13 protein-coding genes are annotated in these 21,075 nt (G+C 56.3%); 12 read left to right on the forward strand and 1 reads right to left on the reverse strand.

The features are described from left to right. Positions 1-6: 6 nt before the first annotated feature. The 11 genes from ptsP (at position 7) to recD (ending at position 18,063) form a co-directional block, all read left to right on the forward strand. Positions 7-2,253: a phosphoenolpyruvate--protein phosphotransferase gene (gene ptsP, locus FU672_RS22380; protein ID WP_148244869.1), complete on the forward strand. Its 2,247-nt coding sequence runs from the start codon at positions 7-9 to the stop codon at positions 2,251-2,253. A gap of 475 nt (positions 2,254-2,728) precedes the next feature. After that, the gene (gene lgt, locus FU672_RS22385) at positions 2,729-3,604 is read left to right on the forward strand and encodes a prolipoprotein diacylglyceryl transferase (protein ID WP_023309046.1); all 876 of its coding nucleotides are present in this window, start codon (positions 2,729-2,731) and stop codon (positions 3,602-3,604) included. 6 nt (positions 3,605-3,610) lie between these two features. Further along, the gene (gene thyA, locus FU672_RS22390) at positions 3,611-4,405 is read left to right on the forward strand and encodes a thymidylate synthase (protein ID WP_014885081.1); all 795 of its coding nucleotides are present in this window, start codon (positions 3,611-3,613) and stop codon (positions 4,403-4,405) included. A gap of 185 nt (positions 4,406-4,590) precedes the next feature. Beyond that, positions 4,591-5,052, forward strand: coding sequence for a prepilin peptidase-dependent protein (locus FU672_RS22395; RefSeq protein ID WP_148244880.1), 462 nt, complete (start codon positions 4,591-4,593; stop codon positions 5,050-5,052). Next, positions 5,046-5,606, forward strand: a complete 561-nt coding sequence (locus FU672_RS22400) for a prepilin peptidase-dependent protein (protein WP_148244870.1) — start codon at positions 5,046-5,048, stop codon at positions 5,604-5,606. Before FU672_RS22395 ends, FU672_RS22400 begins: the two co-directional genes overlap by 7 nt. Further along, on the forward strand, positions 5,603-6,004 hold the full coding sequence (locus tag FU672_RS22405) for a DUF2509 family protein (RefSeq protein WP_148244871.1): 402 nt from the start codon (positions 5,603-5,605) through the stop codon (positions 6,002-6,004). The genes FU672_RS22400 and FU672_RS22405 overlap by 4 nt, the downstream gene beginning before the upstream one ends. Continuing rightward, the gene (locus FU672_RS22410; protein WP_148244872.1) at positions 5,989-6,312 is read left to right on the forward strand and encodes a prepilin-type N-terminal cleavage/methylation domain-containing protein; all 324 of its coding nucleotides are present in this window, start codon (positions 5,989-5,991) and stop codon (positions 6,310-6,312) included. The genes FU672_RS22405 and FU672_RS22410 overlap by 16 nt, the downstream gene beginning before the upstream one ends. A 12-nt stretch (positions 6,313-6,324) precedes the next feature. Beyond that, the gene (gene recC, locus FU672_RS22415) at positions 6,325-9,699 is read left to right on the forward strand and encodes an exodeoxyribonuclease V subunit gamma (RefSeq protein WP_148244873.1); all 3,375 of its coding nucleotides are present in this window, start codon (positions 6,325-6,327) and stop codon (positions 9,697-9,699) included. Positions 9,700-9,839: 140 nt separating this feature from the next. Beyond that, positions 9,840-12,707 (forward strand): pitrilysin, encoded by a 2,868-nt coding sequence (gene ptrA, locus FU672_RS22420; protein WP_148244874.1) that lies wholly within the window; start codon positions 9,840-9,842, stop codon positions 12,705-12,707. Then, the gene (gene recB, locus FU672_RS22425) at positions 12,704-16,246 is read left to right on the forward strand and encodes an exodeoxyribonuclease V subunit beta (RefSeq protein ID WP_148244875.1); all 3,543 of its coding nucleotides are present in this window, start codon (positions 12,704-12,706) and stop codon (positions 16,244-16,246) included. Before ptrA ends, recB begins: the two co-directional genes overlap by 4 nt. After that, the gene (gene recD / locus FU672_RS22430; protein WP_148244876.1) at positions 16,243-18,063 is read left to right on the forward strand and encodes an exodeoxyribonuclease V subunit alpha; all 1,821 of its coding nucleotides are present in this window, start codon (positions 16,243-16,245) and stop codon (positions 18,061-18,063) included. The genes recB and recD overlap by 4 nt, the downstream gene beginning before the upstream one ends. Before the next feature lie 35 nt (positions 18,064-18,098). Here recD and argA read toward each other — a convergent pair whose 3' ends face one another. Continuing rightward, on the reverse strand, positions 18,099-19,430 hold the full coding sequence (gene argA / locus FU672_RS22435) for an amino-acid N-acetyltransferase (protein ID WP_148244877.1): 1,332 nt from the start codon (positions 19,428-19,430) through the stop codon (positions 18,099-18,101). A 227-nt stretch (positions 19,431-19,657) separates the two neighbouring features. On the opposite strand from argA, the gene amiC reads away from it, so the two are divergent. Beyond that, the gene (gene amiC, locus FU672_RS22440) at positions 19,658-20,911 is read left to right on the forward strand and encodes an N-acetylmuramoyl-L-alanine amidase AmiC (protein ID WP_134348866.1); all 1,254 of its coding nucleotides are present in this window, start codon (positions 19,658-19,660) and stop codon (positions 20,909-20,911) included. Positions 20,912-21,075: the final 164 nt, after the last annotated feature.

A 21,075-nucleotide genomic window follows, 5' to 3' on the forward strand; every position in this document is an offset into this window, starting at 1 on the left:
CAAATCATGCTCACCCGCTTGCGAGAAATAGTCGAGAAGGTGGCCAGTGCTCCGCGTCTGAACGAGGCGCTGAATATTCTGGTCACTGACATCTGTCTTGCGATGGAAACCGAGGTCTGTTCGGTGTATCTGGCCGACCACGATCGGCGCTGCTATTACCTGATGGCGACCCGTGGTTTGAAAAAACCACGTGGACGCACCGTAACGCTCGCATTTGATGAAGGTATCGTGGGTCTGGTTGGTCGGCTGGCTGAACCTATCAACCTTGCTGACGCACAAAAACACCCCAGCTTTAAATACATCCCTTCCGTAAAAGAAGAGCGCTTCCGCGCTTTCCTTGGCGTGCCGATTATCCAGCGTCGCCAGCTGCTCGGCGTGCTGGTCGTCCAGCAGCGCGAGCTACGTCAGTACGATGAAAGCGAAGAGTCTTTCCTCGTCACGCTGGCCACGCAGATGGCGGCGATCCTCTCCCAGTCCCAGCTTGCCGCGCTCTTTGGTCAGTATCGCCATACGCGCATTCGTGCCCTTCCGGCATCGCCAGGCGTGGCGATAGCGGAAGGCTGGATGGACGCCACGCTGCCGTTAATGGAGCAGGTTTACGAAGCCTCAACGCTTGATGAAGCGCTTGAGCGCGAGCGTCTTACCGCCGCGCTGGAAGAGGCGGCGAATGAATTTCGTCGTTACAGCAAGCGCTTTGCCGCAGGCGCGCAAAAAGAGACGGCGGCCATCTTCGACCTCTATTCGCACCTGCTCTCCGATGCACGTCTGCGTCGTGAGCTTTTTGTGGAAGTGGATAAAGGCTCGGTCGCGGAGTGGGCGGTTAAGAAGGTTATCGAAAAATTTGCCGACCAATTTGCGGCATTGACCGACGGTTACCTGAAAGAACGGGCTGGAGATCTCCGCGCCCTGGGACAACGTCTGCTGTTCCATCTTGATGACACCATTCAGGGGCCGAATGCCTGGCCAAAACGGTTTGTTCTGGTCGCCGATGAGCTCTCGGCAACGACGCTGGCTGAACTGCCTCAGGACAGGCTGGCCGGTGTCGTGGTGCGCGATGGTGCTGCCAACTCGCACGCCGCCATTATGGTGCGCGCGCTGGGTATTCCAACCGTTATGGGAGCGGATATCCAGCCGTCGGTACTGCACCGCCGTACGCTGGTGGTTGACGGCTATCGCGGTGAGCTGCTGGTCGATCCTGAGCCGGTTCTGCTCCAGGAATACCAGCGTCTTATCAGCGAAGAGAATGAATTAAGCAAGCTGGCGGAAGATGACGTTAACCTGCCCGCACAGCTTAAGAGCGGTGAGCGGATCAAAGTCATGCTCAACGCCGGTTTAAGCCCTGAGCATGAAGAAAAGCTTGGCAGCCGCATCGACGGTATTGGTTTATACCGTACTGAAATCCCGTTCATGCTGCAGAGCGGTTTCCCCTCTGAAGAGGAGCAGGTGGCGCAGTATCAGGGGATGCTGCAGATGTTTAACGACAAACCTGTCACCTTGCGAACCCTGGATGTCGGCGCGGATAAACAGCTGCCCTATATGCCGATCAGCGAAGAAAACCCGTGCCTGGGCTGGCGTGGGATCCGCATTACGCTCGATCAGCCGGAGATCTTCCTGATCCAGGTGCGTGCGATGCTGCGCGCCAACGCGGCGACGGGCAACCTCAGCATTTTATTGCCGATGGTCACCAGCATTGACGAGATCGACGAAGCCCGACGCCTGATCGAACGTGCGGGACGTGAAGTGGAAGAGATGATCGGCTATGCGATCCCGAAACCACGGATCGGGGTGATGCTTGAAGTGCCGTCTATGGTCTTTATGCTGCCGCAGCTGGCAAACCGTGTTGATTTTATCTCTGTCGGCACGAACGACCTGACGCAATATATTCTGGCCGTCGACCGTAACAATACCCGCGTCGCCAGTATCTACGATAGCCTGCATCCGGCGATCATTCGCGCGTTAGCGATGATCGCCCGTGAAGCGGAACAGTACGGCATTGATTTACGCCTGTGCGGTGAAATGGCCGGGGATTCAATGTGTGTTGCGATCCTGATTGGTCTGGGATTCCGCCATCTGTCGATGAACGGTCGCGCCGTCGCCCGCGTGAAATACCTGTTGCGGCATATCGACATCAATGATGCCCGCGAGCTGGCTGAACGCAGCCTTGACGCGCAGCTGACAGCTGAGGTTCGTCATCAGGTCGCGGCGTTTATGGAACGACGCGGTATGGGTGGCCTGATCCGCGGCGGCCGCTAATCGTCTTTCGCCCTCTCTCTGTGGGCTGAGGGTTCCCCACAAAATAATGCCAACACGGACGACCCCCTCTCCCTTGAGGGAGAGGACTGGGGTGAGGGGGAACATACGGCACTGGCGGTCATTCCGTTCACTTTATGTTCCTTGCTACTCTGTAACGACATGACCTGTGAACGTGCCATGGCGGCTCAATCGCCGCTTCGGCGATTTACCGCCGGACCAGGGCGTCGCTGTAAGTCGTGAATTTTGCTGATGCAACGTTCATCGCTTCAGGTAAAAAAAATTACTGGGGATTCCTCAGCCTTAGGGGAGAAGGCACCAGCGCGCATAAAACCCTATACACATCTTTTACATCTCTGGCGCATCCTCCGCGCCCGCCTTATGCTATGATTCGCAACTTTGGAGCCTCTGCTTACAGCAGAATCGCATTTCTACCGCTGTCCACTTTCAGCGGAATAACAACATCTTGTGGTGACAGATGAACAGTGGTTATCTGCATTTTCCGGAATTTGATCCGGTCATTTTCTCAGTAGGACCTGTTTCGCTTCACTGGTACGGTCTGATGTACCTGGTGGGCTTCATTTTTGCCATGTGGCTCGCTGGCCGTCGCGCCAGCCGTCCGGGCAGCGGCTGGACTAAAAACGAAGTTGAAAACCTGCTTTATGCGGGCTTCCTCGGCGTGTTCCTCGGTGGCCGTATTGGGTATGTGCTGTTCTATAACTTCCCGGTATTCCTGAATGATCCTCTCTATCTGTTCCGCGTCTGGGACGGCGGCATGTCCTTCCATGGCGGCCTGATTGGGGTGATCCTGGTAATGGTGATTTTTGCTAAACGCACCAAACGCAACTTCTTCCAGGTTTCAGATTTTATCGCACCGCTGATCCCGTTTGGTCTCGGCGCTGGCCGTCTGGGCAACTTTATCAACGGCGAGCTGTGGGGGCGTGTCGACCCGAGCGTGCCGTACACGATGCTCTTCCCGGGCTCCCGCGCAGAAGATATCGCGCTGCTGCCATCACATCCGGAGTGGCAGTCCATTTTCGATACCTACGGCGTGCTGCCGCGCCATATGTCCCAGCTGTACGAGCTGGCGCTGGAAGGTGTGGTGCTGTTTATCATCCTCAACCTGTTTATCCGCAAACCGCGTCCGATGGGCGCTGTCTCCGGCCTGTTCCTGATCGGCTACGGCGCATTCCGTATTATCGTCGAGTTCTTCCGTCAGCCAGACGCACAGTTTACCGGCGAGTGGGTACAGTACATCAGCATGGGGCAGATCCTCTCCATTCCGATGATTGTCGCGGGTGCCATTATGATGATTTGGGCGTATCGTCGTCGTCCACAGCAACAAATTTCCTGAGGAACCATGAAACAGTATCTTGAATTGATGAAAAAAGTGCTCGATGAGGGCACGCCGAAAAACGACCGCACCGGTACCGGTACGCTCTCCATTTTTGGCCACCAGATGCGCTTCAATCTGCAAGAAGGCTTCCCGCTGGTGACGACAAAGCGCTGCCACCTGCGCTCGATCATTCATGAACTGCTCTGGTTCCTGCAAGGCGATACCAACGTTGCGTATCTGCACGAAAATAACGTCTCAATCTGGGACGAGTGGGCAGATGAAAACGGCAACCTGGGCCCGGTCTATGGCAAGCAGTGGCGCGCATGGCCAACGCCTGATGGCCGCCATATTGACCAGATCACCACCGTGATGAACCAGCTGAAAAACGATCCGGACTCGCGCCGAATCATCGTTTCCGCCTGGAACGTCGGCGAGCTGGATAAAATGGCGCTGGCACCGTGCCACGCGTTCTTCCAGTTCTATGTGGCGGATGGAAAGCTTTCCTGCCAGCTCTACCAGCGCTCCTGTGACGTGTTCCTCGGTCTGCCGTTTAACATTGCCAGCTATGCGCTGTTAGTCCACATGATGGCGCAGCAGTGCGACCTGGAAGTGGGTGATTTTGTCTGGACCGGTGGGGATACCCATCTTTACAGCAACCACATGGAACAGACGCATCTCCAGCTGACCCGCGAACCGCGTGCTCTGCCGAAGCTGATTATCAAACGCAAACCGGCATCAATCTTCGACTACCGCTTTGATGATTTCGAGATTGAGGGTTACGACCCGCATCCGGGCATTAAAGCGCCCGTCGCTATCTAGATGCGATAAAGCGTGACACAACCGGTGCTGTTTAGCGCCGGTTTTTTTTCGCCTTTATCCCGTTTCCCGAGGCGTTATCCACAAAGCGTGCAACGCGCTGCAACTCTCCCAATTCTCCGGATAACACCTCGTAAAACGAGGAACCGTCGCTCGTCATGTCCACGGCGCTTCGCCACACTCCCCGTATGAAAAAAGAGAACGGTTTTACGCTTGTCGAAACGCTGGTCGCCATTTCGCTTGTCGTTATCCTCAGCGCCTCAGGTCTGTACGGCTGGGACAGCTGGCAACGGCAGCAGCGGCTGTGGCAAACCGCCAGTCAGGTGCGAGATTACCTGCTGTTTCTGCGCAACCATGCCAACCGCCACAACCGCGACTATGTAATTACCCGTCAGCGGGTGGGAGGCCGGGACTGTCTGGTGAGCTCTGCCGGACAGGGCTGTGAGAAGGGCAGTCCCTTTGTACTGATTCCACTCTGGCCGGAGGTCGCGATCGGCGAGGTAACGCCGTCATTAGGGTTCTATGGATTAAGGGATACGGCATGGGCTGGGCGGATACGCGTGCAAAGCCGTGCTGGAGAATGGCTGATTATTGTCTCAAATGGAGGACGCATCAGGATGTGTAAGGTCTCTGAAGGAGGTTCATGTTGATGAGGCAGCGCGGTTTCTCACTGACTGAAGTTCTGATTGCCACGGCGATTAGCAGCCTTTTGCTGATAAGCGCATCGCGTTTTTTACCCGGATTGCAGCGGGCGGTCTTACTGCAATCCGGCCAGAGAGAACTGGAGGAGGAGGTCTGGCAACACCTGTTTGCCCTGGGTAAACAGCTTCAGCGTGCGGGGTACTGCGCGGGAAACTGTCAGGGACAGGCGCTGGTGACCGCGAGGCTTGGAGGTTGCGTCATTGTACGGTGGGATGCCAACAGTAACGGCAACTGGGATAACACGGCATCAGAAAATGACAGCACCGGTTTTCGTCTGGAATCGGGCGCGCTGGAAACTCAGCGTGGGGCGACGTCGTGTGAAGGAAAAGGATGGGAAAAGCTCACCGACCCGGACAGGCTTTCGATCGCGCATTTTGTGGTGAGGAAAGTGGAACATACCGGTTTTGCGCCAGAGGTGAATATCGAACTGGCCGCGATGCGTAAAGGCGAGCAGGGGGAGCCCTGGCAGGCGTTGTATACGGTCACGGGGTACAACCTGTGAACCGTCAACGCGGAATGTCTTCGCTGGCGCTGGTTCTGCTTTTACTGGTGCTCGGTACCCTGATCCTCACGGGTCTCAATCAGCAGCTTACAACGTTTAGTGCGCTCGTTGGCGGTGAGAGTCGCTCGCTTCTGCAACAGGCGACGGTACAGTCCGCGCTTGAGTGGGGACGGGTTCAGACCTGGTCGTCGGAGCCACAGGTTCAGTGCAAAAAGGCATCGGCGTGGCGAGTGTGTTTACGCCAGCTGAGTGAGGCGCGTGTGTTACTGATTGCCGGAGACAGCGGTCTGCTGCTCTGGCGCGCGGGAGAGATTGTCGACGGGAAAATTCACTTTTCGCCTCACGGCTGGAGTGATTTTTGCCCCCTTAAGGAGAGCGCGTTATGTCAGCTGCCGTGAGCAGAGAAAAAGGGTTTAGCATGGTGGAGGTCCTGCTGGCGATGATGCTGATGGTGATCGTCGTGACGGCTCTGTCGGGTTATCACCGGGCGCTGGCGGCGCGGTTTACCGTGTTTAACCAGTATCGCCAGCTCTGGCACCATACCTGGAATCAGTCTCAGCTCTCAACAAATGTTCTCCCCGCAGGCTGGCAGGCCAGTCGGGGGCAGACAACGCACGCAGGATGTGTCAGCATCACGGTTACACTTATTTCTCCTCTGGGGCGGCGCGGTGAGATAACGCGTCTGCATTGCCCGGTTAGCCAGTAGTCGGGAGCGTCTATGTTAAGGGTCTACCACTCAAATCGTCTGGATGTGCTGGAAGCACTGATGGAATTTATCGTTGAGCGCGAGCGGCTTGACGATCCTTTTGAGCCCGAAATGGTGCTGGTGCAGAGCACCGGTATGGCACAGTGGCTGCAAATGTCGCTTTCCCGTAAATTTGGCATAGCCGCGAATATTGATTTTCCGCTGCCCGCGAGCTTTATCTGGGACATGTTCGTTCGCGTGTTGCCGGACATCCCGGAGCAGAGCGCCTTTAACAAGCAGAGCATGAGCTGGAAGCTGATGGCGCTGCTGCCGGAAATGCTGCAGCGCGATGAATTTGCCATGCTGCGGCACTACCTCAATGACGATACGGATAAGCGCAAGCTGTTCCAGCTGGCGTCGCGCACCGCCGATCTCTATGACCAATACCTTGTTTACCGTTCTGACTGGTTAATTCGGTGGGAAGCGGGCGAGTTGGTTGAAGGGCTACCCGAGGCGCAAATATGGCAGGCACCGCTGTGGAAAGCGCTGGTAGAGCATACGGAGAAACTTGGCCAGCCGAAGTGGCACCGTGCCAACCTGTACGATCGGTTTATCTCAATACTCGAGAATGCGTCGGAGCGCCCGGCCCGACTGCCGTCACGCGTCTTTATCTGCGGGATATCCGCATTACCGCCTGTTTATCTGAAGGCGTTGAATGCGCTGGGTAAACATCTTGATATTCATATTTTGTTTACCAACCCCTGCCGACAATATTGGGGGGATATCCTCGACGAACGTTGGCTTGCGCGGCTGGTCACTCGCCAAAGAAAACGCCTTTTTGAAGAACGTTCCGTCCCGCTGTTTAAAGACGGCTCGACTGCCGGGCAGCTTTTCGATGAAGACGGTACCCAGAACCTGCCCAATCCGCTGCTTGCCTCATGGGGGAAGCTGGGGCGTGACTACATTCACATGCTTTCAGACATCACTTCATCAGGTGAAGGCGATGTGGATGCCTTTGTTGAGATTGCCCCCGATAGCCTGCTTCACCATGTTCAGTTAGATATTCTGGATCTGGAAAACCGTGCCGTGATGGGCGTGACGGCGAGCGAGTTCGAACGCAGCGACAGCAAGCGGAAGCTGGACGCTGACGATCGCAGTATCGCGATCCATGTTTGCCATAGTCCGCAGCGTGAGGTCGAAGTGCTTCACGACCAGCTGCTGGCGATGCTGCAGGACGATCCCGAACTGACGCCACGCGATATCGTGGTGATGGTGGCAGATATCGACAGCTACAGTCCCTTTATTCAGGCCGTCTTTGGCAGTGCGACGGGCGATCGATACCTGCCTTACGCTATCTCTGACCGTCGTGCCCGCCAGTCGCATCCGGTATTGCAGGCATTTATCACGCTGCTTTCATTGCCGGATAGCCGCTTTATCTCCGAAGATGTCCTGGCGTTACTGGATGTTCCCGTGCTGGCTGCACGCTTCAACATCAATGAAGAGGGCCTGCGCTACCTTCGCCAGTGGGTGAATGAGTCTGGCGTTCGCTGGGGGATCGATGACGATAACGTCCAGGAGTTCGAACTGCCTCCAACCGGGCAGCACACGTGGCGATTTGGCCTGACGCGTATGCTGCTGGGCTACGCCATGGAAAGCAGCCAGGGCGAGTGGAACGAGGTGCTGCCTTACGATGAGTCCAGCGGGTTAATTGCTGAACTGGTGGGGCATTTAGCGTCACTCCTGATGCAGCTTAACCGCTGGCGACACGAGCTGCTGCAGCCGCGTCCGCTTGAAGCGTGGCTTCCGGTTTGCAGAGCGTTGCTTAATGATTTCTTCCTGCCAGACAGTGACACCGAAGCGGCAATGGCACTCATTGAAACGCAGTGGCAGGCTATCATCGACGAAGGCGTGAATTCCCACTATCAGGAGGCCATCCCGTTGTCGCTGTTGAGAGATGAGTTGACGCAGCGGCTTGACCAGGAGCGAATCAGCCAGCGTTTCCTGGCGGGCCCCATCAATATCTGCACCCTGATGCCAATGCGTTCTATCCCGTTTAAAGTGGTCTGTCTGCTTGGCATGAACGACGGCGTTTATCCGCGCGCGCTGGCGCCGCTGGGGTTCGATTTGATGAACGCAAATCCAAAACGGGGCGACCGTAGCCGCCGTGATGATGACCGCTACCTCTTCCTTGAGGCGCTCATTTCTGCCCAGAATAAGCTCTATATCAGCTATATCGGCCGTTCCATTCAGGACAACAGCGAGCGTTTCCCCTCCGTTCTGGTGCAGGAGCTGGTGGACTATATCGGCCAGAGCCACTATCTGCCGGGGGATGAAGAGCGCAACTGCGATGAAAGCGAGCAGAGGGTGAAAGCCCATATCACCTGTTTCCACAGCCGCATGCCGTTTGACCCGGTGAACTACACGGCCAGCGAGCGCCAGAGCTATGCACAGGAGTGGCTACCGGCGGCGAAAAGGGAGGGGAATGCGCATACGGATTTCATTCAGACGCTTGACCCGCTGCCCATTAAAACCCTGACTTTCGAACAGCTTCAGCGCTTTTGGGCGCATCCGGTGCGGGCCTTCTTCCAGCAGCGACTGCAGGTCAACTTCCGTTCTGAAGAGAGCGAAATTCCGGATGCAGAGCCTTTTACGCTGGAAGGGCTGGAGCGCTATCAGCTAAACCTCCAGCTGCTGAATGCGCTGGTTGAAGAGGAAGATGCTAACAAACTTTACCGCCGCTACCGTGCTGCAGGGCAGTTGCCCTATGGGGCGTTCGGGGAAATTGTCTGGGAGTCGCAGTGTCAGGAGATGACCGCCCTCGCAGAGCGTGTGAGAGCGTGCCGGCAGCCGGGCAAAAGTATTGAAATCGATCTCAACTGTAATGGCGTAGAGCTCACGGGCTGGTTAACCCAGGTTCAGCCGGACGGGCTGCTGCGCTGGCGGCCCTCTATGCTTAGCGTTTCCCAGGGGTTGCAACTCTGGCTGGAACATCTTGTCTACAGTGCGGGTGGTCATAAAGGTGAAAGCCGGATTTTCGTGCGCAAAGAGGGCGAATGGCGCTTCCCGCCGATGGAGTCTGAACAGGCCTTACGGTATCTGTCTTTGTATATTGAGGGCTACCGTCAGGGAATGAACAAACCGCTCCTGCTACTGCCGGAAAGTGGCGGTGCCTGGATAAAAGCCTGTTATGACGCACAGAATGATGCGATGTTAACGGATGAGTCTTCCCTGCAGAAAGCACGCAGTAAATTTATGCAGGCCTACGAAGGAAATATGATGGTGCGGGGTGAAGGTGAAGATGTCTGGTATCAGCGCTTATGGCGAACGCTTGAGCCAGAGTACTTCGAGGCTATCACGGAAGAGGCGCAGCGCTACCTGCTACCGTTGTTTAAATTTAATCAGTCCTGAGTGCTGTATAAAAATTGCGCAGCATGGGGTGTTCATTTATGATGCACTTCTTATCACGGACTGATGTACCCAATAAAGAGATGTTGGCGTGTCCAGCACGCAATGTGTTAATGATGTAGCCGTGATAAAGAGGTAGCACCTTGTTTAAAGCGTTTGTTTTGTTTTTCGCCCTCTGGGCACCTGTCACTCAGGCAGACTCCGGTTGGCAACCCGTTCAGGAAACTATTCGTAAAAGCGAAAAAGACACCCGTCAATATCAGGCTATTCGTCTTGATAACGGCATGACCGTACTGCTGGTTTCCGATCCGCAGGCGGTGAAATCCCTCTCGGCATTAGTGGTGCCGGTGGGATCGCTGGAAGATCCTGACGCCCATCCAGGGCTTGCACACTATCTGGAACATATGACGCTGATGGGGTCAAAAAAATACCCGCAGCCAGATAGCCTGTCCGAATTTTTGAAAATGCATGGCGGCAGCCACAATGCCAGCACGGCACCGTATCGCACGGCCTTTTATCTCGAAGTCGAAAATGATGCGCTGGAAGGCGCGGTCGATCGCCTTGCTGATTCCATCGCCGCCCCCTTGCTGGATAAAAAATATGCCGACCGTGAACGCAATGCGGTGAATGCCGAGCTGACCTTGGCCCGCACGCGAGACGGTATGCGCATGGCCCAGGTAAGCGCTGAAACCATCAACCCTGCGCACCCAGGTTCTCGCTTTTCCGGCGGCAACCTGGAGACGTTAAGCGACAAACCCAACAGCCCGGTGCTTGATGCCCTGCACGCGTTTCGCGACAAATACTACTCCGCCAATCTGATGAAAGCGGTTATCTACAGCAATAAGCCGTTGCCAGAACTGGCAGGCATGGCGGCTAAAACGTTTGGCCGGGTTCCGAATAAAAATATCGACCTGCCGCAGATAGACGTACCGGTTGTCACGGACGCGCAAAAAGGGATCGTTATCCACTACGTGCCGGCGCTGCCGCGCAAAGTGCTGCGCGTTGAATTCCGCATTGATAACAACACCGCACAGTTTCGCAGTAAAACCGATGAGCTGGTGACCTACCTGATAGGTAACCGCAGCCCGGGTACACTTTCTGACTGGCTGCAAAAACAGGGGCTGGTGGAAGGTATTCGCGCCGATTCCGATCCAGTTGTAAACGGCAATAGCGGCGTGCTGGCGATCTCCGCCACCCTGACCGACAAAGGGCTGGCAAACCGTGATGAAGTGGTGGCGGCGATCTTCAGCTACCTCTCTTTACTGCGTGAGAAAGGCGTCGATAAGCGCTATTTTGATGAACTCGCCCACGTGCTGGATCTCGATTTCCGTTATCCGTCCATTACCCGCGATATGGATTACGTTGAGTGGCTGGCGGATACCATGATCCGCGTGCCGGTGGAGCACACCCTCGACGCGGTCAATATTGCCGACCGGTATGACGCCGAGGCGGTAAAAGCCCGCCTGGCGATGATGACGCCGGAGAATGCCCGTATCTGGTACATCAGTCCGAATGAACCGCATAACAAGACGGCGTATTTTGTCGATGCCCCTTATCAGGTGGATAAAATCAGCGCTCAGACCTTCGCCGACTGGCAGAAGAAGGCCGGGGAGATTGCATTGAAGCTGCCGGAGCTGAATCCCTATATTCCGGATGATTTCTCGCTGACCAAAACGACTAAAGATTACCCGCACCCGGCACTCATCATTGATGAGCCGACGCTGCGCGTGGTGTATACCCCAAGCCGCTATTTCGCAAACGAGCCAAAGGCTGATGTCAGCGTGGTGCTGCGTAACCCGAAAGCGATGAATAGTGCTAAAAATCAGGTGATGTTCGCGCTCAATGACTATCTCGCCGGGATTGCGCTCGATCAGCTTAGCAACCAGGCGGCCGTGGGTGGGATCAGCTTCTCCACCAACGCCAACAACGGTTTGATGCTCAACGCAAACGGCTATACCCAGCGTTTGCCTCAGCTGTTCCAGGCACTGCTGGAGGGGTATTTCAGCTACACGCCGACGGAAGAGCAGCTTGAGCAGGCCAAATCGTGGTATGCACAGATGATGGATTCTGCGGAGAAGGGCAAAGCTTACGATCTGGCGCTTATGCCAGCGCAAATGCTGTCGCAAGTTCCTTATTTCCAGCGGGAAGATCGCCGCGCGCTGTTGCCTTCGATCACCTTAAAAGACGTGCTGGCTTACCGTGACGCGCTGAAAACCAATACCCGCCCGGAGTTCCTGATCGTCGGTAACATGAGTGAGGATCAGGCCAAAACCCTGGCGGAGAATGTGCGCACTCAGCTTGGTTCGAAGGGCGACGAATGGTGCCGCAACCAGGACGTGCTGGTTGAGAAAAAACAGAACGTGATTTTTGAAAAGGCGGGTAATAGCACGGATTCCGCGCTGGCCGCGGTATTTGTGCCAACGGGCTATGATGAATTCGCCAGCTCAGCGCAGAGTGCCGTGCTGGGGCAAATTATTCAGCCGTGGTTCTATAACCAGTTACGCACCGAGGAGCAGCTTGGCTACGCGGTGTTTGCCTTCTCCATGAACGTAGGCCGACAGTGGGGTCTGGGTTTCCTGCTGCAAAGCAGCGATAAACAGCCGGCGTATCTCTGGCAGCGTTACCAGGCCTTCTTCCCGCAGGTGGAAGCAAAACTACGCGCCATGAAGCCGGAAGAGTTTGCTCAGATCCAGCAGGCCGTCATCGCGCAGGTGATGCAGCCGCCGCAGACGCTGGGTGAAGAAGCCTCGCAGCTGAGCAAAGATTTCGATCGCGGTAATCTGAAATTTGATTCGCGTGATAAAGTAGTGGCCGAGATAAAACAGCTGACGCCGCAGAAGGTTGCCGACTTCTTCCATCAGGCGGTCATTAAGCCGCAGGGTATGACCATTCTGTCCCAGGTTTCCGGTAGCCAGAACGGGAAAACGGAGTACGTGAACCCGAAAGGCTGGAAAGTCTGGAAGAGCGTCAGCGCGCTGCAGCAATCTATGCCCTGGAGTAAGAAAGAATGACCGATACCGCTGAGTCCCTTGATCCCTTACGTTTACCTCTGCAGGGTGAACGATTGATTGAAGCCTCAGCGGGAACGGGAAAAACCTTCACCATTGCCGCCCTCTATCTGCGTCTGCTGCTGGGGCTTGGCGGCAATGCCGCCTTTCCACGCCCTTTGAGCGTGGAAGAGCTGCTGGTGGTCACCTTCACCGAGGCCGCCACCGCTGAGCTGCGGGGCCGTATTCGTACCAATATCCACGAACTGCGCATCGCCTGTCTGCGTCAGAGCACGGATAACCCTCTCTACGCGAGCCTTCTGGAAGAGATTGCCGATAAGCAACAGGCAGCCCAGTGGCTGCTCCTCGCCGAACGGCAGATGGATGAAGCGTCCGTTTTCACCATTCACGGTTTTTGTCAGCGCATGCTGAGCCTGAATGCCTTTGAATCCGGCATGCTGTTTGAACAGCAGCTTATTGAAGATGAATCCGTGCTTCGCTATCAGGCCTGCGCGGATTTCTGGCGTCGCCACTGTTACCCGTTACCGCGCGATATCGCTGAAGCGGTACATGCGTTGTGGAAGGGCCCTGAGGCGCTGCTGCGCGCTATCGATCGTTATCTGCAGGGGGAGGCGCCAGTCATCAAATCCCCGCCACCTGCGGATGAAACGCTGGCCTCACGGCATGAAAAAATCATCGCGAAAATTGTCGACATCAAGCAAAAATGGATTGAGTCCGTTGGCGAGATTGACGCAATCATCGAAAATTCCGGGATTGACCGACGCAAGTTTAACCGTGGCAATCAGGGTAAATGGATCGACAAGATCAGCGCCTGGGCGCAGGAGGAGACGCGAAGCTATCAGCTCCCGGACGCGCTGGAGAAATTTTCCCGGCGTTTCCTGGTTGAGCGGACCAAAGCCGACGGCATTGTGCCTGAGCATCCCCTGTTTGTGGCGATTGAAACCCTGCTGGCTGAACCCTTAACGCTCAACGATCTGATGATCACTCGTGCCATGACGGAAATTCGCGACGCCGTCGCGCGTGAGAAACGCCGCCGGGGTGAACTGGGGTTCGACGATATGCTGAGCCGCCTCGATGCGGCGCTGTGCAGTGAAAATGGCGAAGCGCTTGCCGCCGCGATTCGCACCCGTTTCCCGGTGGCGATGATTGACGAATTTCAGGATACCGACCCTCAACAATACCGTATTTTCCGCCGTATCTGGCGTCAGCAGCCCGATACCGCGCTGTTGTTAATCGGCGATCCGAAACAGGCCATTTACGCCTTCCGCGGTGCGGATATTTTCACCTACATGAAAGCCCGCAGCGAGGTTGACGCGCACTACACTCTCGATACTAACTGGCGCTCCTCTCCCGGCATGGTGGAAAGCGTCAACGTGCTCTTCAGCCGTATGGATACGGCGTTTATGTTCCGGGAGATCCCGTTTCAGCCGGTAAAATTCGCCGAGAAAAATGCCTCGTTGCGCTTCGAGTTCAACGGCGAGACGCAGCCTGCCATGAACTTCTGGCTGCTGGATGGGGAAGGCTGCGGCGTTGCCGACTATCAAAATGCCATGGCCCAGCACTGCGCCGCGCAAATCCGTGACTGGCTCAGTGCAGGCGCACGCGGTGAAGCGCTGCTGTGGAAGGGGGATAAACCTGCCCCGGTAAAGGCGTCTGATATCACGGTACTGGTGCGCAGCCGTCAGGAGGCCGCGCTCATCCGCGACGCCCTGACGTTACTGAATATCCCCTCCGTCTACCTCTCAAACCGCGACAGCGTCTTTGAAACGCTGGAAGCCCAGGAGATGTTATGGCTGCTGCAGGCCGTACTGGCTCCGGAGCGGGAAAGCATGCTGCGCAGCGCACTGGCGAGCGCGATGCTTGGGCTGAATGCGCGCGACATTGATGCGCTCAACAATGACGAATCCGCGTGGGATGCCGTGGTAGAAGAGTTTGTTCGCTACCGTGAAAAATGGCAGAAGCGCGGCGTGATGGCGATGGTGCGCGAGCTCATGGCACAGCGCCACATTGCAGAAAATATGCTGGCGACAGCAGGCGGTGAGCGACGTTTGACCGATATTTTACATATCAGCGAACTGTTGCAGGAAGCGGGTACGCAGCTGGAGAGCGAGCACGCTCTGGTGCGCTGGCTGGCGCAGCAGATTGCCGACCCGAACAGTAATTCGTCCAGCCAGCAGATGCGCCTTGAGAGTGATAAACATCTGGTACAGATCGTCACCATTCACAAATCGAAAGGTCTGGAATATCCGCTGGTCTGGCTGCCGTTTATCGCCAATTACCGCGTACAGGATCAGGCTTTTTACCACGATCGCGAGTCTTTCGAGGCGGTGCTCGATCTCAGCAACGCGGAGTCCAGCGTTGAGCTGGCGGAGGCTGAACGTCTGGCGGAAGATTTACGCCTGCTCTACGTGGCGCTGACCCGTTCGATCTGGCACTGCAGCCTGGGCGTTGCGCCTCTGTCCCGTCGCCGCGGCGAAAAGACCGGGGAGAGCGATTTTCATCTGAGCGCGCTGGGGCGGCTTATTCAGCACGGCGAACCCAAAGACGCTGTGGGTCTGCGCCAGTGCATCGAATCACTTTGCACAGAGCATGTTGCCCTGCATATTCCGTCGCAGCCCGATAATAGCCGCTGGCAGATGCCGGAGCTGCGTGAGTCAGAGCTCCATGCCCGCCAGGTTGTGCGTACCATCGCCGACGACTGGCGCGTCACCAGCTACTCCGGTTTACAGCAGCACGGGCAGAGTATTGCGCAGGATCTGATGCCAAAACTGGACGTGGATGCGGCAGGAGCCGGTATCGTACCCGTTGAACCGGTGCTCACGCCGCACCAGTTCCCGCGCGGCGCCTCGCCGGGCACGTTTTTGCATAGCCTGTTTGAAGAGCTGGATTTCACCCAGCCAGTCTCTGCGGAATGGGTACTGAAAATGCTCCAGAGCGGGGGCTATGACGAGAAATGGCAGCCTGTCCTCACCGACTGGATCGCTGCGATTTTGCAGGCACCGCTCACGAAGCAGGGGATTTCGCTCAGCCAGTTGACCGCCAAAGATAAACAGGTGGAAATGGAGTTTTATCTTCCTATCGCCAGCCCGCTAAAGGCCGATGCGCTTGATGCGCTGATCCGCGCGCACGATCCGCTTTCCGCTGGCTGCCCACCGCTGAACTTCCGTCAGGTCCAGGGAATGTTAAAAGGCTTTATTGACCTGGTTTTCCGTCATGAAGGGCGTTATTACCTGCTGGATTACAAATCGAACTGGTTGGGTGAAAGCAGTGAAGCCTACACGCAAGACGCGATGGCCTCTGCCATGCAACTGCATCGCTATGACCTGCAGTATCAGCTCTATACGCTGGCGCTGCATCGCTACCTGCGCCATCGTATTGCCGATTACCGTTACGACGAGCACTTTGGTGGGGTTATCTATTTGTTCCTGCGCGGAGTGGATGCGTCGGATCCTGACTCCGGTATTTTCACCACTCGCCCGGATGCGGCATTGATTGAAAAGATGGATGCGTTGTTCGCCGCAACCACGGAGGAGATGGCATGACGATGCAGGAATTATTGCTGGAAGCCGTTGAACAACGCGAGCTGCGCCACCTTGACGTGCAGTTTGCCATGATGGTGGCTCGCGAGGAGTCTGCGGTGATGCTCGCTGCCGCGATCCTCAGTAAAGACGCGGGGGAAGGACACGTCTGCCTGCCACTTTCACGTCTGATGATGAATGATCAAATGCCTGCGGTATTACAGTCCTGTTTCGCCCTGCTGGGGGAATCGGTGGACTGGCAGGCAGTATTGCTTCGTTCTCCCGCAGTCGGCGGTGCCGACACTCAAACACCAATGATTCTGACGGGTGAGCGTTTATACCTTAACCGCTTGTGGCGTAACGAGCTGACGGTGGCGCGCTTTTTCAGTGAAACGAATGCCCCGCTTCCGTGCGATGAGGCGCAACTCCGGCAAACGCTGGATGGCCTGTTTACCTCGGACGAAGCCATAGACTGGCAGAAAGTGGCGGCAGCGGTGGCCTTAACGCGGCGGATTTCGGTAATTTCTGGCGGTCCGGGGACGGGGAAAACAACCACAGTGGCGAAACTCCTCGCCGCGCTGATTCAGCTATCAGGTGAGCAAAAATGCCGTATCCGGCTGGCCGCCCCTACGGGTAAAGCCGCGGCTCGACTGACGGAATCATTAGGTGGCGCGCTGCAAAAACTGCCGCTCACTGAGGCGCAGCTTGCACTTTTCCCTAACGAAGCCAGCACTTTACACCGGCTGCTTGGCGCGCAGCCGGGCAGCCAGCGGTTGCGATATCATGCCGGCAATCCGCTGCATCTGGACGTGCTGGTGGTGGATGAAGCCTCGATGATCGACCTGACGATGATGTCGCGACTGATTGATGCGTTGCCGCCTCACGCACGTGTTATTTTCCTGGGCGATCGCGATCAGCTTGCCTCTGTGGAAGCCGGGGCGGTGCTGGGGGATATTTGCACTTACGCCAGTTTTGGTTATACCGCCGAGCGCGCTCAGGAGCTGGCGCGCCTGACCGGGTGCGCACTCGAACCGGATAACTCTCCGGTAGCGGGTGCGCTGCGCGACAGCCTGTGTCTGCTGCAAAAAAGCTACCGATTCGGCAGCGACTCCGGCATCGGTCAGCTGGCTGCGGCGGTAAATCGTGGAGATCGGCACAGTACGCGCAGGGTATTTGACGGTACCTTCACCGACATTGAGAAAAAATCGCTGCAAAGCGGTGAAGAGTATCAGGCGATGCTGGATGACGCTCTGCTGGGGTATCAGCATTTCCTGACATGCGTACAACAGCAAAGCACGCCGGAGCAGGTCATTGCCGCGTTTGGCGAATATCAGTTGTTGTGCGCGCTGAGAGAGGGGCCGTTTGGCGTCAGTGGACTGAACGACAGGCTGGAACAGCTACTGGCGCAGAAACGTAAAATCAACCGTATGCCGTACTCGCGCTGGTATGAAGGGCGGCCGGTAATGATCTCCCGTAATGACAGCGCGCTGGGCTTGTTTAACGGGGACATCGGAATTGCGCTTGATCGTGGTCAGGGGTTGCGCGTCTGGTTCATGATGCCGGATGGTAGCGTGAAGTCCGTACAGCCAAGCCGTTTGCCTGAGCATGATACGGCATGGGCGATGACGGTTCATAAATCGCAGGGCTCAGAATTCAATCATGCAGCGCTGATCCTGCCCACGCAGCTGTCGCCGGTGATTACCCGCGAGCTGATTTATACCGCCATTACCCGTGCCCGTCAGCGGTTGTCGCTCTATACCGATGAACGCGTTCTGGTACAGGCCATTGCCGCACGCACGGAGCGTCGAAGCGGCTTAAGCGTGATATTCGAGTCCCTCTAAGTGAAAAGCCCTCACCGGACGGTGAGGGCGTTGTCTCATCCCAGGTCAGCCATCAGCACTTTCGAGCGGCGCTGATAGTTGTACATTTCTTTCTTCGTTTCCGGCAGAGAATCGATATCCACCGGCGTGAATCCGCGCTCCTGGAACCAGTGAATGCTGCGCGTCGTCAGGACGAACAGCTTGCTTAGCCCCATCTGGCGCGCCTGTACCGCCACGCGCTCAAGCAGCATTTCGCCGCGTGAAGAGCTACGGTAATCAGGATGCACCGCCACGCAGGCCATTTCACCGATCTTCTCTTCCGGGAACGGATAGAGCGCGGCGCAGGCAATGGTCAGGTTATCGCGCTGAATAATGGTGAATTTGTCGATCTCCATCTCAAGTTGTTCGCGTGAGCGACGCACCAGAATACCCTGCTGTTCCAGCGGACGAATAAGCTCCAGAATGCCGCCGATGTCATTGATGGTGGCGCGGCGGATCTGCTCCGCACTCTCCATCACAATCTGTGTACCAATACCGTCGCGGGAGAACAGCTCCTGCAGCAGGGCTCCGTCTTCCTGATAGCTGATCAGGTGGCTGCGGCGCACGCCGCTGCGGCAGGCCTTCACGGCGCCACGCAGGAAGCGGACGGTGCCGGAGTGGTAATCGCCTTCGGCTTCCAGCGCTTCCACGCGCGCCTGGGCTTCATTAGGAAAGAGTTCCGGCACAATCACCCCTTCATCATTCACGACCCCCTGGGAGGAGCAAAACCCAATCATTTTTTCCGCCTTCAGCTTGATCGCCAGCTGCGTGGCAATCTCTTCGGACGTCAGGTTAAAGCTTTCGCCGGTCACGGAAACGGCGACCGGGCCCATCAGCACGATGGCACCGCTGTCCAGCTGGCGGTGAATAGCTTCTTCATCAATACGACGAATGCGACCGCTGTGGCAGTAATCCACGCCATCGTCCACGCCGAGCGGCTGGGCAATGATAAAGTTGCCGCTCACGACGTTGATATGCGCGCCCTGTAGCGGCGTATTGTTCAGGCTCATGGACAGGCGAGCGGTAATATCCAGCTGCAGCAGACCCGCCGCCTGTTTCACCAGCTCAAGGGTTTTGGCATCGGTAACGCGGGTATGCTTGTGGTAAATCGGCTCGTGGTGGTGAGCGGCCAGGTTGGCGTCGATCTGCGGACGCGCGCCATACACCACCACCAGGCGGATCCCGAGGCTGTGCAGCAGGCCAATGTCATTGACGATGCTGGAAAAATTTTCATGCTCAATGGCTTCGCCGCCAAGCATGATGACAAACGTTTTTCCCCGATGGGCGTTGATATAGGGAACAGAATGGCGGAATCCCTGGACCAGTTCGGTTCTACGTTCCTTCACCATGACACAACCCTTAATGAATGTTTATTCGTAATTTCTGTATTTTTATTCGATTGTGGCCGCGTGTGCAAGCGCAAATTTTCCGCGACCCACAGAAATTGATAAGTAATCCGTGCGTTAGCGTATGATTGTTTACCCTTTTATAGATGACAGTTTATGCGTCATTCGTTAAAGTTTTCGGTCAATCTGGACATTTTGTATATCAGTCAGTGTTCTTGCTCGGGAGAAGCATGTCGGGATCCAATTCAGCAATAAGCCGCCGCCGTTTGTTAAAAGGGGCCGGGGCAATGTGGTTGCTTAGCGTCAGTCAGGTCGGTCTTGCCGCCACGAGTCAGGTGGTGGCGGTGCGCGTCTGGCCGTCATCGACCTATACGCGCGTGACGGTCGAATCCAATCGCGTGCTGAAATATAAGCAATTTGCCCTCAGCAACCCTGAACGCGTGGTGGTGGATCTCGAAGGCGTTAACCTCAACTCCGTGCTGAAAGGGATGGCGGCGCAGATCCGCGGCGACGATCCGTTTATTAAATCGGCGCGCGTCGGGCAGTTTGATCCGCAAACCGTACGCATGGTGTTTGAACTGAAGCAGAACGTTAAGCCGCAGCTGTTTGCTCTGGCGCCTGTTGCGACCTTCAAAGAGCGCCTGGTGATGGATCTCTACCCGGCCAATGCGACGGATATTCAGGATCCGCTGCTTGCGCTGCTGGAGGACTACAACAAAGGCGATCTGCAGCGTCAGGTTCCGCCTGCGCAAAGCGGTCCGCAGCCGGGCAAAGCAGGGCGCGATCGTCCGATTGTGATCATGCTCGATCCTGGCCACGGCGGCGAAGACTCCGGTGCCGTGGGCAAATATCGCACGCGTGAAAAAGACGTGGTGCTGCAAATTGCCCGCCGCCTGAAAGCGTTGATTGATAAAGAAGGCAATATGCGCGCCTATATGACGCGCAATGAAGACGTCTTTATTCCGCTGAAGGTCCGGGTGGCGAAAGCGCAGAAGCAGCGCGCCGATTTGTTCGTGTCGATCCATGCGGATGCGTTTACCAGCCGCCAGCCAAGCGGCTCGTCGGTGTTTGCGCTCTCAACCAAAGGCGCGACCAGTACCGCAGCAAGATTCCTGGCTGACAGCCAGAACGCCTCTGACCTGATTGGTGGCGTGAGCAAAAGCGGCGACCGCTACGTCGACCACACTATGTTCGATATGGTGCAGTCGCTGACCATTAACGACAGCCTGAAGTTTGGTAAAGCGGTGCTGGGCAAGCTGGGTAACATCAATAAGCTGCATAAAAACAGCGTTGAACAGGCCGGGTTTGCGGTACTCAAGGCACCGGATATTCCGTCCATTCTGGTAGAAACCGCGTTTATCAGTAACGTTGAAGAGGAGCGTAAGCTCAAGACGGCAAAATTCCAGCAGGAAGTTGCGGAGTCGATTCTGGCGGGGATACGGGCGTATTTCTCTGATGGGGCGACGCTGGCGCGGCGCGGGTAAATCTTTCAGCCGGGTAAACGCCCGGCAAATTCACAAACGACAGATACAAAAAAACACCCTTTAGGGTGTTTATTGTTTTTAGAAGTGTTGGTTGCGGGGGCCGGATTTGAACCGACGACCTTCGGGTTATGAGCCCGACGAGCTACCAGGCTGCTCCACCCCGC

Origin of the sequence: Enterobacter asburiae, assembly GCF_008080435.1 — a bacterium.
Classification (GTDB): Bacteria; Pseudomonadota; Gammaproteobacteria; order Enterobacterales; family Enterobacteriaceae; genus Enterobacter; species Enterobacter asburiae_C.

Bases quoted from the DNA above. Each gene is read 5' to 3' on its own strand.
- ptsP (WP_148244869.1), top strand. From the start codon at position 7: ATGCTCACCCGCTTGCGAGAAATAGTCGAGAAGGTGGCCAGTGCTCCG.
- lgt (WP_023309046.1), top strand. From the start codon at position 2,729: ATGAACAGTGGTTATCTGCATTTTCCGGAATTTGATCCGGTCATTTTC.
- thyA (WP_014885081.1), top strand. From the start codon at position 3,611: ATGAAACAGTATCTTGAATTGATGAAAAAAGTGCTCGATGAGGGCACG.
- FU672_RS22395 (WP_148244880.1), top strand. From the start codon at position 4,591: ATGAAAAAAGAGAACGGTTTTACGCTTGTCGAAACGCTGGTCGCCATT.
- FU672_RS22400 (WP_148244870.1), top strand. From the start codon at position 5,046: ATGTTGATGAGGCAGCGCGGTTTCTCACTGACTGAAGTTCTGATTGCC.
- FU672_RS22410 (WP_148244872.1), top strand. From the start codon at position 5,989: ATGTCAGCTGCCGTGAGCAGAGAAAAAGGGTTTAGCATGGTGGAGGTC.
- recC (WP_148244873.1), top strand. From the start codon at position 6,325: ATGTTAAGGGTCTACCACTCAAATCGTCTGGATGTGCTGGAAGCACTG.
- recB (WP_148244875.1), top strand. From the start codon at position 12,704: ATGACCGATACCGCTGAGTCCCTTGATCCCTTACGTTTACCTCTGCAG.
- recD (WP_148244876.1), top strand. From the start codon at position 16,243: ATGACGATGCAGGAATTATTGCTGGAAGCCGTTGAACAACGCGAGCTG.
- argA (WP_148244877.1), bottom strand. From the start codon at position 19,430: ATGGTGAAGGAACGTAGAACCGAACTGGTCCAGGGATTCCGCCATTCT.
- amiC (WP_134348866.1), top strand. From the start codon at position 19,658: ATGTCGGGATCCAATTCAGCAATAAGCCGCCGCCGTTTGTTAAAAGGG.